The sequence below is a fragment of the Brevibacterium pityocampae genome, assembly GCF_039541555.1.
Taxonomy (GTDB): domain Bacteria; phylum Actinomycetota; class Actinomycetes; order Actinomycetales; family Brevibacteriaceae; genus Brevibacterium; species Brevibacterium pityocampae.
On record NZ_BAABGL010000004.1, the window covers coordinates 165,361 to 181,515 of the forward strand.

Consider the following 16,155-nt stretch of genomic DNA (forward strand, 5'->3'; position numbering starts at 1 on the left):
CTGCCAGCCGCCGCTAGAACTCGCGGTCGGCGACCCGCACGCGGTGCACGGCCGCGAGCGCGGCGCTGAGCTCGGCGGCCGGAACCGGCCCGGCAAGGGCCTCGAGCATGCGCTCGCCCGGGGTATCGGGGTCCGCGAGGTAGAGGCGGGTGTACGCGGTGGATTCCGGTTCGAAACGCCATGCCTCCGACAGAGGACCGGCATCGACGACGTCGAAGCCGATCTGCTCGATGAGGGCGGCGGCCTGTTCCTTCGCCGCCGGATCGTCCCCGGCGATCGGCAGAGCCGTCCGATCGGACGCACCGGCCGGCCGGGCGAGCTGCGGGATGTGGTGCGCGAGGATGCTGCTGAAAGCCTTGACGACGCGGGCGGTCCCGAGGCGCGCCTGGACGTATTCGCCCTCGGTGACCTCCTCGTCGTCGAGCACCGAGATGCGACCGTCCCTGAACGGGTAGTAGTTCGTCGTGTCGAGCACGGTCTTCCCGGCGAGCGCATCGACCGGCAGGTCGTCGACGGCGGTGAGCGGCACGGAGACGACGACGATGTCTCCGGCGGCCGCCGCCTCTGCCGGCGTGCCCGCCGAGGCGCCGTCGCCGAGTTCCGCAATGAGCTCGTCAAGCGTCTCCGGGCCGCGCGAATTGCTCAGCACGACGTCGATCCCCGCGGCGACCGCGAGCCGTGCGATCGCGGTGCCGATGGCTCCGCTGCCGATGATTCCGAGAACGGTCATGGGGTCTCCTTCTTCAGTCAGCACTGCCGACAGGGTCCGGCTGGGATCCGTGCCCGGCCGGGGACGGCACAGGTGGCGTCTTCCGCCGGGAGGTGCCCGGCACCTCGGCGACGGAGGAACCGCGCCATGGCGGTGAGTCAGGGATTCGAACCCTGGGAAGGGGGTTGCCCTTCAACGGTTTTCAAGACCGTCACATTCGGCCGCTCTGTCAACTCACCTCGCACCGCGAGGCCGGCCGGGAGACCCGTTTTGCCTGGCGGTGCATCCCATATTCTGTCATATCCGCACCCTCCGCCGAGGCTCCGCGATGTCCCCGCTGCGACACCCAGGTGTCCTATAACTGTCCACCCGATCCGGATCGGGTCCCGCCCGCGCGCCCGCACCTCGGGACCGGTGAGATCGTGTCCCCGCCAGTCGGTAGGCTAGGAGGCGGACCCATCGGTCCCGTGAAACCGAGCCTGTCAGGAGACATCCTCAATGCAAGTGTGGCCAGGAACGCCCTACCCTCTCGGTGCGACCTACGACGGTACCGGAACGAACTTCGCGATCTTCTCCGAGCCCGCGGAGAAGGTCGAGCTCTGCCTCTTCGACCAGTGGGGCAACGAGGACCGCATCGAGCTCACGGAGAAGGACGCCTACGTCTGGCACTGCTACCTCCCGCAGGTCGAGCCCGGACAGCTCTACGGCTACCGCGTCCACGGTCCCTACGACCCCGACAACGGCCTGCGCTGCAACCCCAACAAGCTCCTCCTCGACCCCTACGCCAAGGCGGTCTCCGGGCAGATCGAGTGGGGCCAGGCGATGTTCTCCTACCCGATGGGCGGCGACGGCACCGGTTACAACGAGGACGACTCCGCGGACTCGATGATGCTCGGCGTCGTCATCAACCCCTACTTCGACTGGCGCGGCGACCAGCATCCCAACCACCCGTACTACCAGTCGGTGATCTACGAGGCGCACCTCAAGGGCCTCACCCAGATGCATCCCGACATCCCCTCGGAGCTGCGCGGCACCTACGCCGGCGTCGCCCACCCGAGCGTCATCAAGCACCTCAAGAAGCTCGGCGTCACCGCCCTCGAGCTCATGCCCGTCCACCAGTTCGTGCAGGACCAGCGCCTCGAGGAGGAGGGCCTGCGCAACTACTGGGGTTACAACACTATCGGCTTCCTCGCCCCGCACAACGAGTACTCCGCCTCCGGCCAGTCCGGCCAGCAAGTGCAGGAGTTCAAGGAGATGGTCCGCGCCCTCCACCACGCGGACATCGAGGTCATCCTCGACGTGGTCTACAACCACACCGCCGAGGGCAACCACATGGGCCCGACGATCTCCCTGCGCGGCATCGACAACACACATTACTACCGTCTCGTCGAGGACGACCGCAAGCACTACATGGACTACACGGGCACCGGCAACACCCTCAACGTCCGGATGCCGCACTCCCTCCAGCTCCTCATGGACTCCCTGCGCTACTGGGTCACGGAGATGCACGTCGACGGCTTCCGCTTCGACCTCGCCGCCGCCCTGGCCCGCGAGTTCTACGACGTCGACCGGCTCTCGACATTCTTCGAGATCATCCAGCAGGATCCCGTGGTGAGCCAGGTCAAGCTCATCGCCGAGCCCTGGGACATCGGCCCCGGCGGCTACCAGGTGGGCAACTTCCCGCCGCTGTGGTCGGAGTGGAACGGCAAGTACCGCGATGTCATCCGCGACTTCTGGCGCGGCGAGCACTCCACGGTGGGCGAGTTCGCCTCGCGCATCTCCGGCTCCGCGGACCTCTATGCGAACTCCGGCCGGCGCCCCTTCGCCTCGGTCAACTTCGTCACCGCCCACGACGGCTTCACCCTGGCCGACCTCGTGTCCTACAACGAGAAGCACAACGAGGCCAACGGCGAGGACAACCGCGACGGCGAATCCCACAACCGCTCGTGGAACCACGGCGCCGAGGGCGAGACCGACGACCCGCAGGTCCTCGCCCTGCGCGCCCGCCAGCAGCGCAACTTCATCGCCACCCTCGCGCTGAGCCAGGGCGTGCCGATGCTCAGCCACGGCGACGAGCTCGGCCGCACCCAGAACGGCAACAACAACGCCTACTGCCAGGACTCCGAGCTCGCCTGGATCGACTGGGAGAACGCCGACCAGCCGCTCATCGAATTCACCGCCCGCGTGTTCGAGATCCGCGAGCACCACCCGACGTTCCGCCGCTCCCGGTTCTTCGACGGGCAGGTCGTGCGCTCCGACGTCGACCAGCCCCTGCCGGACCTCGTGTGGCTCAACACCGACGGCGAGGAGATGATCGTCACCGACTGGCACACCTCCTTCGCCCACGCCGTCGGCGTCTACCTCAACGGCAGCGGCATCCAGGGCATGGACAAGCGCGGTCGCCCGATCCGCGACGAGGACTTCCTCGTCTTCTACAACGCCTCCCTCGAGGACGTCGACTTCGTGTTCCCCGGCGAGGACTTCGCCCCCGGCTGGGAGGTCCAGCTCGACACCGCCGGCGAATTCACCGAAGAGGACGTGTTCACCGCCGGGGAGAAGATCACCCTGTGCGGCAAGTCCATGCTCATCCTCAAGGAGGCGAGCACGCAGGAGGAGACCGCGATGACCGTCGAGGCCTCCCTCGCCTCGCGCAGCGCCGCCGGTCAGGCCGCCGGTGACGAGCCGTCGAGCCGCACCGGCACCCGGCAGGTCGAGGACCTCGGCGTCCCGGGCCAGGCCGGCGAGAAGGTCCGTCCCGGCTACGAAGAGATCTGAGCGCCGCCCGAGCCCACCCGACCGAGCAGGAGTGAGATTGAGTCAGCGCCCCACCCCCGTCCCCGCGTCCACCTACCGGTTCCAGCTCACCTCCGACTTCACCCTGTTCGATGCCGCCGAACAGATCCCCTACCTCGCCGGCCTCGGCATCGACTGGGTGTACCTCTCCCCCGTCCTCGCCGCCGAACCCGGGTCGACCCACGGCTACGACATGGTCGACCCCACCCGGGTCGACGAGGCACGCGGCGGGCGGGCCGGGCTCGAGGCGCTCTCCCGCGCCGCTCACGCCGCCGGCATGGGGGTGCTCGTCGACATCGTCCCCAACCACATGGGCGTCGCCACACCCGTGCACAACCGGTATTGGTGGGATCTGCTGACCTTCGGCGAGGCATCCCGGTACGCCCAGTGGTTCGACGTCGACTGGGCGGCCGGCGCGGACGACACCGCGCCGTTCCGCCCCGCCGACGGCTGGACCCGCCCGGCCACCGGCAAGCTCGTCCTCGCCGAGCTCGGTGCCCCCGAGGACCTCGGGAAGCTCGAGATCCGCGAGCACGAGGGCAGCCCCGTGCTGGCCTACTACGACAACCTCTACCCGGTGGCCCCGGGCAGCCTGCAGGACGGGATGACCCCGCAGGAGCTCCACGCGGTGCAGAACTACCGGCTCGTCCACTGGAAGCACGAGGACTGGGGGCTCAACTACCGCCGCTTCTTCTCGATCAAGACCCTCGCCGGGATCCGCGTCGAGGACCCCGCCGTGTTCGCAGCCACTCACCGTGAGATCGCCTCCTGGTTCACCGCGGGCCTGGTCGACGGGCTGCGCATCGACCACATCGACGGGCTCGCCCGGCCCGAGGAGTACCTCGCCCGGCTCACCCACCTCACCGGGGCCTACATCGTGACGGAGAAGATCCTCGCCCTCGAGTCCCGCGGTGCCCGCGAGCTGCTGCCGGCCGGCTGGGCCGAGGCCGGCGCCCGCGGCACCACCGGCTACGAGCTCATCGCCTACATCGACGGTGCGCTCACCGACCGTGCCGGGTTCTTCCACCTCGAAGCCGCCCGCCAGCAGCTCTTCGCCGGCGGTCCGCTGCCCGGTGAAGCGGGCGAGGGGGCGGACGCCGCCGAGGAGCCGGCGGACCTCGCAGCCGCCGGCCGCCACCTGCAGCGCCACCCCACCTCCGTGCACGGCCTCTTCACCCAGATCGAGCAGGCCGCCAAGACGCACTTCGCTTTCGGCCCGCTGTCCGGGGAGATGCTCCGTCTGGCCCGCGAGCTCAAGGCGATCGGCTGGTTCCACTGCGATGCCCGCTCCCGCGCCGTGATCGGCGCCGACCCGCTCGACATCGACATCGAGCAGCTCGCCGACGTGTTCGGGATCCTCGCCGCCTCCCTGCCCGTCTACCGCGTCTACCGCCCGGCGCCCACCGACCGCGAGCACTTCCTGGCCCAGCTGTCCGACACCGTCGATACCGCGGACCTGCCGCCGCTGAGCGAGGACGGCCAGATCATCATGCGCGCGCTGTCAGCGATCCGCTCGACGGCCCGCTCCGCGACCGCCTCGGACCGGCTGCTCGCGTACCTCGGCGTCGTGCTCACCACCGCGAACCACCCCACCTTCATCCGGTTCGCCCAGTCCACCGGCGCGATCATGGCCAAGGGCGTGGAGGACACGACCTTCTACCGCTACGCCGCGCTCACCGCGCTCAACGAGGTGGGCGGCCGGCCGGAGGAGCCGTTCGAGCCGACCGCGCTGTGGCAGGAGTTCGAGCGCCGCATGCGCACCACCCCCTACGGCCTCAACTCGCTGAGCACGCACGACACCAAGCGCAGTGAGGACACACGCGCCCGCATCCTCGCTCTCGCCGAGCTCCCCGGCGAGTTCCTCGCGTTCCTCGCCGCCGCCCGGCAGCGCACCTCCGTGCGCTACCGGCCCGACGAGTCCGACCTCATGGTCACCGCCGGAGCACAGTACGGCGTCAACGCGAGCATCGAGCGCACCAAGGCGCCGCTCGCGGCGGACACCTCGTTCGACATCCTCCTGTGGCAGGCGGTGCTCGGTGCCTGGCCGGCCACCCCGGAGCGGCTCACCGAGTACGCGCTCAAGGCCGCCCGCGAGCAGAGCCTCTACACCTGGTGGACGGACAACCACGAAGAGTTCGAGGGCGAGCTGCGCGCCGCCATGGAGGCCACCGAGCAGGATCCGGAGCTCCGCGCCCTCATCGAGGACATGGACGGCCGGATCCGTGCAGCCGGGCACTCGAACGGACTGGTCGCCAAGGCGCTCCAGCTGCTCGCCCCCGGCGTCCCCGACGTCTACCAGGGCACCGAGCTGTGGGACCGCTCGCTCGTCGACCCGGACAACCGGCGCCCGGTGGACTACAGCGAGCGCGGCCGCCACCTCGGCGGCATCGACCGGCTCGATCTCAGCGATGAGGCGGCCTGGGACTCCGGCGCGGTCAAGCTCCTCCTCACCTCCCGCCTGCTCCACCTGCGCACGCGCCTGCGCGAGGTGTTCGTCCCCGACAGCCCGCTGCTCACCGGCCCGCCGGTGCCGGTGGGGCGGACGGGCACGCAATGGGAGCATGCGCTGGCCGTGCTGTTCGGCGGGCGCGTGCTGCTCGTCGGAACCCGCCTGCCGATCGGCCTGGCAGCGGCCGGCGGGTGGGCCGACACCGCGGTCACCGTCGCCGCCGAGGACCTCCGCCCGCTCGAGGAGGACGCCTACCTCGCCCAAGTGCTCGCGGAGACGGACCCCGACCGCTCCGCTGGCGGCCTCCCCGCGGACGACACCGGGACCAGCGCCGCCGGCACCACCGGTTCTGCGGAGTCCAGCGAGGCCCCCGCGCCCGAGGCGCCCTGCCGCTGGCGGGACGTGCTCACCGGAGCCGAGTACACCGGCACCCGCCTGCAGGTCGCCGAGCTCCTCGACCGCCTGCCCGTCGCCGTCCTCGAACGCGTGGAGTAGACCCATGACGCGATACCCCGGCATCGACGCCACCTACCATTTCCCCGACTACCCGAGCATCCCGCGCGGGTTCGTGAACGGCCCCGAGGCCGGGCCGGGCTCCGATGCGGGTTCCGGCACCGGCATCAACCCGGTCACCGGCAGCGACCCGGTCACCGGCAGCGACCCGGTATTCCGCGTCTGGGCCCCGGCTGCCGGAACCGTGCGCCTCGCCTGGCGCCTCGCGGACGCGCCCTACGGCACCGACTTCGCCCGCACCCAGTACCGCGAGGCCCCCGTTCAGGGCGAGGAGCTCAGCGCACTCGGCTTCCACACCGAGGCGATGGAGGCCACGCCCGCCGGCTGGTGGGCCGTCACCGCTCCCTCCGCTGCGCTCACCGCCGTGCTCCGCGATCTCGCGGACCACGCCGCGGGCGCCGCCGGCGGCACCGAGGCCCCCGTCATCGAGTACGGCTACCTCCTCGACGAGGATCCGACGCTGCGCCCGGACCCGCGCTCCCGCCGGCAGCCCTACGGGCCGCATGGCCCGTCGGCCACGGTGCCGGTCCTCGGACAGCCGGGGAGCACCTCGGCAGCGGGCAGCAGCCCGAACGGCGGCTGGGCCGACCGCGCCGACGGCGAGCCGGCCCCCACCTCGGCGTCGGACGCCCCTGCGGCGAACCGCGCCTCGGACGGCGGCTGGGCGGGCCGGGCCTGGGACTCTTCCCCGGTCTACGAGCTCCACATCGGCACCTTCACGAGCGCCGGCACCTTCGACGCGGCGATCGAGAAGCTCGACCACCTCGTGCGCCTGGGCATCGGCTGGGTCGAGCTGCTCCCGGTCAACACCTTCGCCGGCCTCCACAACTGGGGGTACGACGGGGTGGGCTGGTTCGCGGTGCAGGAGAGCTGCGGCGGGCCGGAGGGGTATCGGCGCTTCGTCGAGGCCGCCCACGCCCGCGGGATCGGCGTGATCCAGGACGTCGTGTACAACCACCTCGGGCCCTCGGGCAGCTACCTGGGGATGTTCGGGCCCTACCTCCACGCCGCGGCGGCGAACCCCTGGGGCGACTCGATCAACCTCGACGGCCCGGGCTCGGACGAGGTGCGTGCGCTCATCCTCGACGACCTCGCGATGTTCGCCGCCGACTACGGCGTCGACGCGTTCCGGCTCGACGCCGTCCACGCCCTTCTCGACTCGCGCGCCCTGCCGATCCTCGAGGACATGACCGTCCACATGGAGGAGCTGGCCCGCACGCTCGGACGCACCCACCCGATCCACCTCATCGCCGAATCCGATCTCAACGCGCCCCGGCTCATCACCGCTCGCGACGACGGCGGGGACGGCCTCACCGGCCAGTGGAGCGACGACTTCCACCACGCCGTGCACGTCGCACTGACCGGGGAGACCGAGGGCTACTATGCCGACTTCGCGGACCCCGAGGCGCTCCCGAAGGTGCTCCGCAGCGGCTTCTTCCACGACGGGACGCTCTCGACCTTCCGCGGCCGCGCCCACGGCCGGCCGATCAACGGGGACCGGGTGTCACCGGGCCAGCTGATCGTCTGCATCCAGAACCACGACCAGGTGGGCAACCGGGCGGCCGGAGAGCGGCTGTCGCACCTCGTCGGCACCGATGCGCTGGCCGTCGGGGCGGTCCTCCTCATGCTCGCGCCGAACACCCCGATGCTCTTCATGGGTGAGGAGTGGGCGGCCTCGACCCCCTGGCAGTTCTTCACCGACCACCGCGAGGACTGGCTGGGCGAGGCGGTGTCGAACGGCCGGAAGTCCGAGTTCGCGCGCATGGGCTGGGACGAGTCCGCGGTGCCCGACCCGCAGGACCCGGAGACCTTCACCCGCTCCGTCCTCGACTGGACGGAGTTCGGTGAGGGCGGGAGCGGAGATGACTCGGCTGAGGAAGCCGGAGCCGGGGTTCCTGGATCCGAGGCGGCCGGAGCCGGGGCCGCGGATGCCGGGTTCGCCACTTCCGGGCTGGGCACGGGATCGGCTCTCGGGGCCGGGCCCGCAGCCCGGCGGGCGATCTTCGAGCTCTACTGCGCTCTCGGTGCGCTGCGCGCCGAGCGGCCCGAGTTCCGCGAGCTCGCCTTCGCCGACATCACGGTGGACGCGGCCGCGGACGGAGGGAGCGCCGGTGACCGGTGGGTCGCGATGACGATCGGCGGTCTCCACGTGGTCGCGAACCTCGGGACCGCAGCGGCCTCGGTGCAGCTGCCTGGGACCGCTGGGACGATCCTGCTCGACACCGCCGGGTTCCTCGCCGAGCGCGGCGCCGGGTCGGGTGAGGACTCGCATGCCTCACGAGACGCCGGTGGCGCGACCGGCGCCGATGGCGAGCTCTTCGCCTCGACCGACGCCGGCACCGTGCGCGTACCCCCGATGTCCGCGGCCGTGCTCACCACGGCGAGCTGACCCCGCGGCGCTGCCCCGGCGGCACATGTCCAGCACGACGCGCCGACCCTGCGACGCGCCGACCCTGCGGTGCACTGAACCGGCGAGGCGCTGCGCAAGCGGCGATCCGCCGCTTCATCCAACTGCGCAGTATCCGGAACCCGGCGCGCAATTGCGCGCTCGGGGCACGATACCGCGCAGTTGGATGATGCGAGTCATCCGGACGGACGGTTCACTCGAACGGGTCAGCCGGCCAGACGACTCAGCCCGCGGCCTCGAGGTCGGCGATGACGATCTTCTCCATCCCGAGCATCGCCTGCATCTGCGCCGGCGTCCGGACGAGCTCACTCATCCGCGCCGGCACCACCTGCCATGACACTCCGAACCGGTCCTTGCACCAGCCGCACTGCTCCGATTCCGGGACGTGGGAGAGCTTCTCCCAGTAGTGGTCGATCTCCGCCTGGTCGGCACACGCGATCGCGAACGACACCGCCTCGGTGATGGTGAAGTACGGCCCGCCGTCCAGGCAGCCGAACCTCCGGCCGGCCAGCGTGAACCACGCAGCGTTGACCTTCCCGGCCATACCCTGGAACTGCTCCCCCATGACTTCGAGGTCGGCGGAGTAGCGCATGATCTCGTCGATCGAGGAGTCGGGGAACACGGAGACGTAGTACTCCATCGCCTCCTCGGCGCAGTCCGCGAACCAGAGGAACGGGGTGATCGTGTCGACGACGGCCATCAGGATCCCGCTCCCGGGCCGCCGGGGAGCGGCTGGTTGATCTGGAAGCTCGCGCCTTTCGGGTCCGCGACGGTCGCGACCCGGCCGAACGGGGAGTCGATCGGCCCGTCGAGCAGCTTCCCGCCGGCCTTCTCGATCGCGGCGACGGTCGCATCGGCGTCGGCGACCCCGAAGTACGGCCGCCAGAACGATTTCGTGCCGGCGGGGAACCATTCCTTCGCCTCGCACATCCCGGCGCTCGCCTTCTCCCCGGGTGCGTTCGTCGCGTACCGGAGGTCGGGCTGCGGGTCGTCCTCATCGCTGTCCATGAGCGTGATGTCGAAGTCGAAGACCGCGGAGTAGAAGGCCGCCGAGGCGTCGAAGTCCATGCTCATGAGTTCGAACCACACCGGGGTGCCCGGCTTGCCGGAGAACACGTAGCCCTCGAAGCCGCCGTCCTCCCACAGTCCCACGAACGCCCCGGTGGGATCGCAGATCCCGGTGAAGGTCCCCACGCCCTCCATCCGGGCGGGCTCGACGACCACCCGGGCACCGTTCGCGCGGGCCTTCTCGAGGCGCTCGTCCACGCTGTCCACGGCGAGGTAGACGTCCCACGTGGGGGTGAGTTCCTCGCCGTCCGGACAGGTCATCCCGGTGGTGTCCATGAACCCGGACTGGCGGCTGCCCTCTGCGACGGCCATGCAGTAGTGATTCATCTCCGGGCCCAGATCATCGAACTCCCAGCCGAAGATCTGTCGGTAGAAGTCCATGGGATCTGCGATCCCGTTCGCACTGTACTCGAGCCAGGTGGGCTCTCCGGTCGGACGTGCCATGGTCGTGCCTTCTCTCTCCATCGCGCCGGTCGCTGCGATCGGCGGTCCGTTGTGTCCGTGTCCGGAATCGGTTGATTCCGGCCCTGTCGGTGTTCCCCACGGTAAGCCCGTACGGGCGGGCGTGATTATCCGTTCCTGCGCTCCTGCGCCCACAGCACCGGCAGGGCGGACAGCAGGGGCGCCGAGGTGCCCGGCGCCGGGCCGAGGTCGAGCGTCACCTCGGCTCCGGCCGGCAACGGTTGGGTGAGGGGGGTGCGGTGGACCGCGACGACGGGACGACCGAGTGCGAAGTGGTCGCTCACCTGCGCTGCGGGCGGCACGACGAAGGCGAGCAGCCACGGGTTCCCGGGGCACAGGGGCAGGTCGACGAGCTCTCGGTCCCGCACGAGCACACCCGCGGCGGGCAGGCCGATGGGTGCCGGCTGCGGATACCAGCCCAACCAGGTGTCTGCGCCGCCCCATCCGTCGTCCGGGTAGCGGATCCGCACCCGCACCGGGGCGTGGCCTCCGCGGGTCTGCTCGAACGGCCGAGGCGGCTGCTCGCCGACGCTCTCGGCGAGCCGGCGCAGCGCGGCCGGGGTGGTGCCGACGGCGCGGGAGAAGCGGCGGGTGAAGGTCGGCAGCGAGTCGAAGCCGACGGCGGCACACACCTCGGACACGGCGAAGTCCTCGGCCAGCAGCAGGCGCTTGGCGGCATCGAAGCGGACCGCGGCGAGGTACTGCCCGGGGCTCAGGGAGGTGACCTGTGCGAACGCACGGGAGAAGTGGGCCGGGCTGTAGCCGACGTGATCAGCGACGTCGTCGACGGTGATCCGGTCCGCGTGGAGGCGGCGCATGAACGCGATAGCGGAGAGAGCCGTGGTGTGACTCATGCCACCACTGTACGACCTCTCCCGCCGGTGCGGCAGGGCGCTCTGCGCCGCCGGTGGGATCGGCGGCACGGTGTGCGGTGCTCCGCACGAACCGGGCGCAGGGATGCGTGGAGGGGTCGTGGAGATGTGGAGCGCCGGCAGTGCGCGCCGCGCGAGGCTCCGGCCGGGCGCGGAACCGGTGACGGAGGCCTCGGCCGCGGCTAGGGTGGACAGCATCATGACTGCTCAGACTGCCGCCCCCACCGTCGGGGCCGTACGCGCCATCGCCACCCCGCACACGCTCGCCACCGAAGCCGGTCGGCAGGCGTTCGCCGACGGCGGCTCCGCCGTGGACGCGGCGATCGCCGCCGATGCCGTGCTCACCGTCGTCTACCCGCACAACACGGCGATCGGCGGGGACCTCATCGCACTCGTCGCGCGCACCGCCGCCGCGGATGCGGGTGCGGACGGGGACCCGCCCACGTCAGCGGCACCCGCCCCGGGCGCCGGATCGCAGACCACGCTCGAGCTCGTCGACGGGTTCGGGTACGCCCCGCGCGCCGTCGACCCGGCGGCATGGGGCACGAGTGGGCGGGTGCCCGCCTTCGGCCCGGAATCCATCACCGTCCCCGGCACGCTGCGCGGGTGGAAGCACCTGCACGACACCTACGGCAGGCTTCCCTGGGCGCGTCTGCTCGAACCGGCCATCGCCTGCGCCCGCGACGGCTACCCGATCAGCGAGTCGCTGCGCGGGGCGATCGACCGGACGGCCGCCTCGGGGCCGGAGGGACTCGCCTTCGTCGAGGCGATGTTCGGACCCGACTGGGCGGAGGCCGAGCAGGCGTCCAACCCGGCGCTCGCCCGCACTCTCACCCGTCTCGCCGAGGCCGGCCCGGACGACTTCTACGACGGCGCGGTCGCCGCGGACGTGCTCGCCTACCTCCAGCAGGTACGGCCGGACTTCGCGGCGGAGGACCTCGCCGACTACACGGTGCACATCGGTGAACCGCTGAGCACCGAGTTCGCCGGGCTCACGGTGAACACCGGTGGCGCGCCGTGCCAGGGGTTCGCACTCCTGCGGTACCTCGATGAGCTCGGCGAGGCCGCCGAGCCCCGTGGCGCTGCGGGGCCCGACGGTGTCGGCGGTGCCGCTGGGTCCGACAGTGTCGGGGCCAGTGGTGTCGGCGAGTCCGGTGGTACCGGCGAGTCCGGTGGTGGCAATGGGTCCAGCGGTGCCGACAGTATCGACGACGGCGCTCTGACCGACGCCGCGCTCGCCCGCATCTGGACCGGGTCCTTCGCCGCCTCGGATGCGCTGCGCGACTCCGTCCTCGCCGAGGACACCGATCCGGCGCTCCTCCTCGACCGCTCGGGGCGCCTCGGCAGCGGTGACCCCGGCGCCTCCCCCACCGGCAACGCCTCTGCCGCCGGCTCCGCCTTTCCCACCGGCGGCGCCTCCCCGGCCGACACCGTACGACCCGACGCCACCCCGCCGGCCGACGGGGACACCGTGGGGATCGCGGCGAGCGACGGGGAGGTGAGCATCTCCCTCATCCAGAGCCTGTACTCCGCGTTCGGCTCGCGCTGCCTCGACCCGCACACCGGGATCGTGTTCCAGAACCGGGGCTCGATGTTCTCCCTCGACCCGGACTCACCGCAGCTGGTCCGGGGCCGGACGCGGCCCGCGCACACGCTCATGCCGGTCATCGTCACCGACCCGACCGGCCGCCCGGCCCTCGTGCAGGCGACGATGGGCGGCAAGGCCCAGGCGCAGATCCACGCCCGCCTGTTCACGCACCTCGTGCGCGGCGGCACCGCGGCCGAGGCCGTCGCGCTGCCCCGCTGGGTGACCGGCGTTCGCCATCCGGACGACACCCCGCAGTCCGTCCATGCAGAGGAGGACGTCCCCGCCGAGGCCGTCGCGGAGCTCGAGCGCTCGAGCCCGGAGCCGGTGCAGTGGACCGCCCCGCGCACCGACTGGATGGGCCACGCGAATGTCATCGACCTGCGCGGGGAGACGCCCGAGGCCGCCTCGGACCCCCGCGCCGACGGCTCCGCCTGGGTGGGCTGAGCGGCCGGGCGGCGAACCCGTACTTGCCCGTGCCTGACCTTTCCCGCGCCTGACCTTTCCCGCGCCTGACCTTTCCCGCGCCTGACCTTTCCCGCGCCGGTGGGCGGGTCGCTCCGCCCAACTGCGCGGTATCCGAAACCGAACACGCAATTGCGCGGTGATCACCGGATACCGCGCAGTCGGCTCGTGCTCGACCCCACCGATGTGCGGTGCACGTGTGGAATCCCTGCTCACGGCTGCGACTCCTCGCCTGTGGAACGAGCACCCGTATCCACATCGCCGTCGCCGCACTTCCCGTCGCATTCGACCGCACGCACCATCGGCGCATGTACAACGTCTTCACGTATCGCGACATCGCCCATCACCCCTCGGCTGAACATCGCATCCGAACCGCGCTGTCCTGCTGCATCGACCGCCTGTCGCACGGAGTCTTCGAAGTCATCGCGCAGTGCGGTGTCCCTGGGCATCGCCCGTTCGGGTACTTCGTCGACGACCCGGGAGGCCTGCGCCCGCGCGGATCCGCGGTGGGCACACCCCGTAGCAGCGACCCGCGCTGGCGCCGATACCTCCGCCGCCGCCACCTCGGCTGGGTGCTCGCCCACGAATCGCTGTGTCCGGATGACACGGTGAGCCACCGCTCCGCTGGTCTGCTTCTCGGGATTCCGTACATCGGCCCGGAGCCGAACCGCATCGAGCTGGTCAACCCCCGGCGCAGCCGCAGCGCGAGATCGATCCACCGACGCCAGCGCATCGTGGACGCTGCGCACACGATGTCCATCATCGAGGTCCTCGCTCACCGATCACCCGTTCTCGACGATCAGACAGCCGCCGAGGCGCCCGCCCTGCCGGCGCCGCCAGTACCAGCCCCCGATAACCCGGGAACCACCGGGACGCCTGCCCCGGATCGCTCAACAGTGAGGGTCGTGGCGACCGGCTCTGCGGCGGCCATTCACGGGCCCGGCCCGGCGACGGCGGCCATCCGGTCCACGGGTGCATCGATACGATCGCTCTCGCCGCAGGCGCCTTCGACCGAATCAGGATCCGCAGCGACGGCCGGTGCCGATCGGATGATCACCACACGAGCGCGCACCGTGGTCGACCTGGCTCGCGACAGCGGCATCCAGACCGGTGTCGTCGCGCTCGACGCCTTCCTCGCCCGCGGCGAACGCGTCGGTGCCGCGGACCGGCGCAGGGGCGAGTTCCCGCCGGAGCCCGAGGCGATCGCAGCCCGCAGGGAGACGCTCGCTGAGATCATCGAATCGACCGGCCACGGTCCCGGGCGTCGTCGACTCCTCACTGCATTCGAGTGGGCGACCGGGCTCGCCGAATCACCGGCGGAGAGCTTGGCCACTGTGGGGTTCCACCACCTCGGCGTCGAGGGAGTCCAGCAGCAGGTGTGGATCGAGGATCGGCACGGGTTCCGCGTCGCGCAGGTGGACTTCCTGCTTCAGAGCAGACGACTGGTCATCGAGGTCGACGGGCTGGGCAAGTACGCGTCCGCCGCGGATCCCAACCTCATGCGGCGCGACGTCCTGCTCGACGAGAAGGAGCGCGAACAGCGCATCCGCGAATGCGGGTACACGGTCGCGCGACTCACGTGGGCCGACGTCATCGATGTCCACCGGTTCCGCCGCGCGCTCATGCGCATGGGCCTCCTGTGAGTGCTGTAGGTTCGGGGCGCCGGCGGCTCGGCGTCACCCGACTGCGCGGTATCCGAAACCGAGCGCGCAATTGCGCGGCGCCCTTCGGATACCGCGCAGTTCGATGACAGGACCACGCCCGCGCCACCGCCCGCGCCGACGGCTCCGCCCGGGTCGGCTGAACGACCCGGCTCACCCCGCCCACCTGCGGCGCAAGGTGAATTCTCGCTTCGGCACCACCCTGGCCGGCGCTTTCGGGGGCACACTGGAAGCACGCACCGTTCCCGAGCAGGAGGATCGCCATGAATTTCATCAACGGACAGCCCTGCTGGGCCGGGCTCAGCACACCCGAGGTCGACGCCTCGGTGACGTTCTACCGCGAGGTCTTCGGCTGGGACATCGAATCCCAGGGACCGGAACACGGCGACTACCGCATCGCATCCGCGCGCACCGACTCCGGACCGGTCGCCGTCGCCGGCCTCGGCGCTGCGATGGACGACACCTCGCCCTCCGACGCTCCGGCGCACCACGACGCCGGGTCCCAGCGCTCCGTCTGGCACCTCTATCTCCACTTCGACGACATCGAGCAGAGTTTCGACGAGGCACTCCACCTGGGCGCCACCGCGATCATTGAGCCGACCGACGTCGGTGAGCAGGGCACGATGGCGCTGCTCCACGACCCCGCCGGCGCGGTCGTCGGGCTGTGGCAGCCCGGCACGCATCGCGGGTTCGGGGCGGCCGCCCAGCCCGGCTGCCCAGCCTGGTTCGACCTGCACACCAAGGACTTCGACGCGGCCCGGGCCTTCTACAGCCGCTGGCTCGGCGTCGAGTTCGAGCAGCCCGAGGGATTCCCCGACACCTATGCGAGCGCGAAGGGACCCGAGGGCGACTACCTGTTCGGGATGATGGACGTGTCCCAGGTGTACCCACCCGAGCAGCCGAGCACCTGGAACACGTGCTACCTCGTCGACTCCGCCGGTGACACGCTGCGCCGCGCGGTCGACCTCGGCGCGTTCGCGATGATGGACGCCGACCCCTCGCCCTACGGCTTCATCTCCGCCTTTGCGGACCCGCGCGGCGCGACGATCTTCGCCATCGGCGGGCAGTGACATCGAACGCGAACTGCGCGGTATCCGAATGCGGCCGCGCAATTGCGCGCCTGGTTCCGGATACCGCGCAGTTCGCGGTGTGGAGCGGCGTCCGTGAGCGC

Annotated in this window: 11 protein-coding genes and 1 tRNA gene; 6 read left to right on the top strand and 6 right to left on the bottom strand. The window is 71.1% G+C overall.

Annotation, left to right across the window (positions count from 1 at the left end):
• Positions 1–13: 13 nt before the first annotated feature.
• Together ABD883_RS04965 and ABD883_RS04970 are read right to left on the bottom strand one after the other, a co-directional pair.
• On the bottom strand, positions 14–730 hold the full coding sequence (locus ABD883_RS04965; RefSeq protein ID WP_345030365.1) for an NADPH-dependent F420 reductase: 717 nt from the start codon (positions 728–730) through the stop codon (positions 14–16).
• A 127-nt stretch (positions 731–857) separates the two neighbouring features.
• Positions 858–948: transfer RNA gene (locus ABD883_RS04970), tRNA-Ser, on the bottom strand.
• Between the two features lie 259 nt (positions 949–1,207).
• Here ABD883_RS04970 and glgX point away from each other — a divergent pair.
• From glgX to treZ, 3 genes are read left to right on the top strand one after another with little or no spacing between them, the layout of a single operon-like run.
• Positions 1,208–3,484, top strand: a complete 2,277-nt coding sequence (gene glgX / locus ABD883_RS04975) for a glycogen debranching protein GlgX (protein WP_345030367.1) — start codon at positions 1,208–1,210, stop codon at positions 3,482–3,484.
• 37 nt (positions 3,485–3,521) lie between these two features.
• Positions 3,522–6,446, top strand: coding sequence for an alpha-amylase family glycosyl hydrolase (locus tag ABD883_RS04980; protein ID WP_345030369.1), 2,925 nt, complete (start codon positions 3,522–3,524; stop codon positions 6,444–6,446).
• 4 nt (positions 6,447–6,450) lie between these two features.
• Positions 6,451–8,853 (top strand): malto-oligosyltrehalose trehalohydrolase, encoded by a 2,403-nt coding sequence (gene treZ / locus ABD883_RS04985; RefSeq protein ID WP_345030371.1) that lies wholly within the window; start codon positions 6,451–6,453, stop codon positions 8,851–8,853.
• Between the two features lie 241 nt (positions 8,854–9,094).
• Here the strand turns inward: treZ and ABD883_RS04990 are convergent, their stop codons facing one another.
• From ABD883_RS04990 to ABD883_RS05000, 3 genes are all read right to left on the bottom strand, one after another.
• On the bottom strand, positions 9,095–9,571 hold the full coding sequence (locus ABD883_RS04990) for a VOC family protein (protein ID WP_345030373.1): 477 nt from the start codon (positions 9,569–9,571) through the stop codon (positions 9,095–9,097).
• Complete coding sequence (locus ABD883_RS04995) at positions 9,571–10,383, bottom strand: VOC family protein (protein ID WP_345030375.1); 813 nt, start codon at positions 10,381–10,383, stop codon at positions 9,571–9,573. The genes ABD883_RS04990 and ABD883_RS04995 overlap by 1 nt, the downstream gene beginning before the upstream one ends.
• A gap of 125 nt (positions 10,384–10,508) precedes the next feature.
• Positions 10,509–11,255, bottom strand: coding sequence for a helix-turn-helix transcriptional regulator (locus ABD883_RS05000; RefSeq protein ID WP_345030377.1), 747 nt, complete (start codon positions 11,253–11,255; stop codon positions 10,509–10,511).
• Between the two features lie 217 nt (positions 11,256–11,472).
• Between ABD883_RS05000 and ABD883_RS05005 the strand changes: the two genes are divergently transcribed.
• A complete protein-coding gene (locus ABD883_RS05005; RefSeq protein WP_345030379.1) occupies positions 11,473–13,305 on the top strand; it encodes a gamma-glutamyltransferase in 1,833 nt (610 codons plus the stop codon).
• A 230-nt stretch (positions 13,306–13,535) separates the two neighbouring features.
• Here the strand turns inward: ABD883_RS05005 and ABD883_RS05010 are convergent, their stop codons facing one another.
• Positions 13,536–14,102, bottom strand: coding sequence for a hypothetical protein (locus ABD883_RS05010; protein ID WP_345030382.1), 567 nt, complete (start codon positions 14,100–14,102; stop codon positions 13,536–13,538).
• A gap of 270 nt (positions 14,103–14,372) precedes the next feature.
• Here ABD883_RS05010 and ABD883_RS05015 point away from each other — a divergent pair, with 270 nt between their 5' ends.
• Both ABD883_RS05015 and ABD883_RS05020 read left to right on the top strand, forming a co-directional pair.
• Positions 14,373–14,966 (top strand): PDDEXK family nuclease, encoded by a 594-nt coding sequence (locus tag ABD883_RS05015; protein ID WP_295690166.1) that lies wholly within the window; start codon positions 14,373–14,375, stop codon positions 14,964–14,966.
• A 281-nt stretch (positions 14,967–15,247) separates the two neighbouring features.
• Positions 15,248–16,054: a VOC family protein gene (locus ABD883_RS05020; protein WP_345030386.1), complete on the top strand. Its 807-nt coding sequence runs from the start codon at positions 15,248–15,250 to the stop codon at positions 16,052–16,054.
• Positions 16,055–16,155 lie beyond the last annotated feature (101 nt).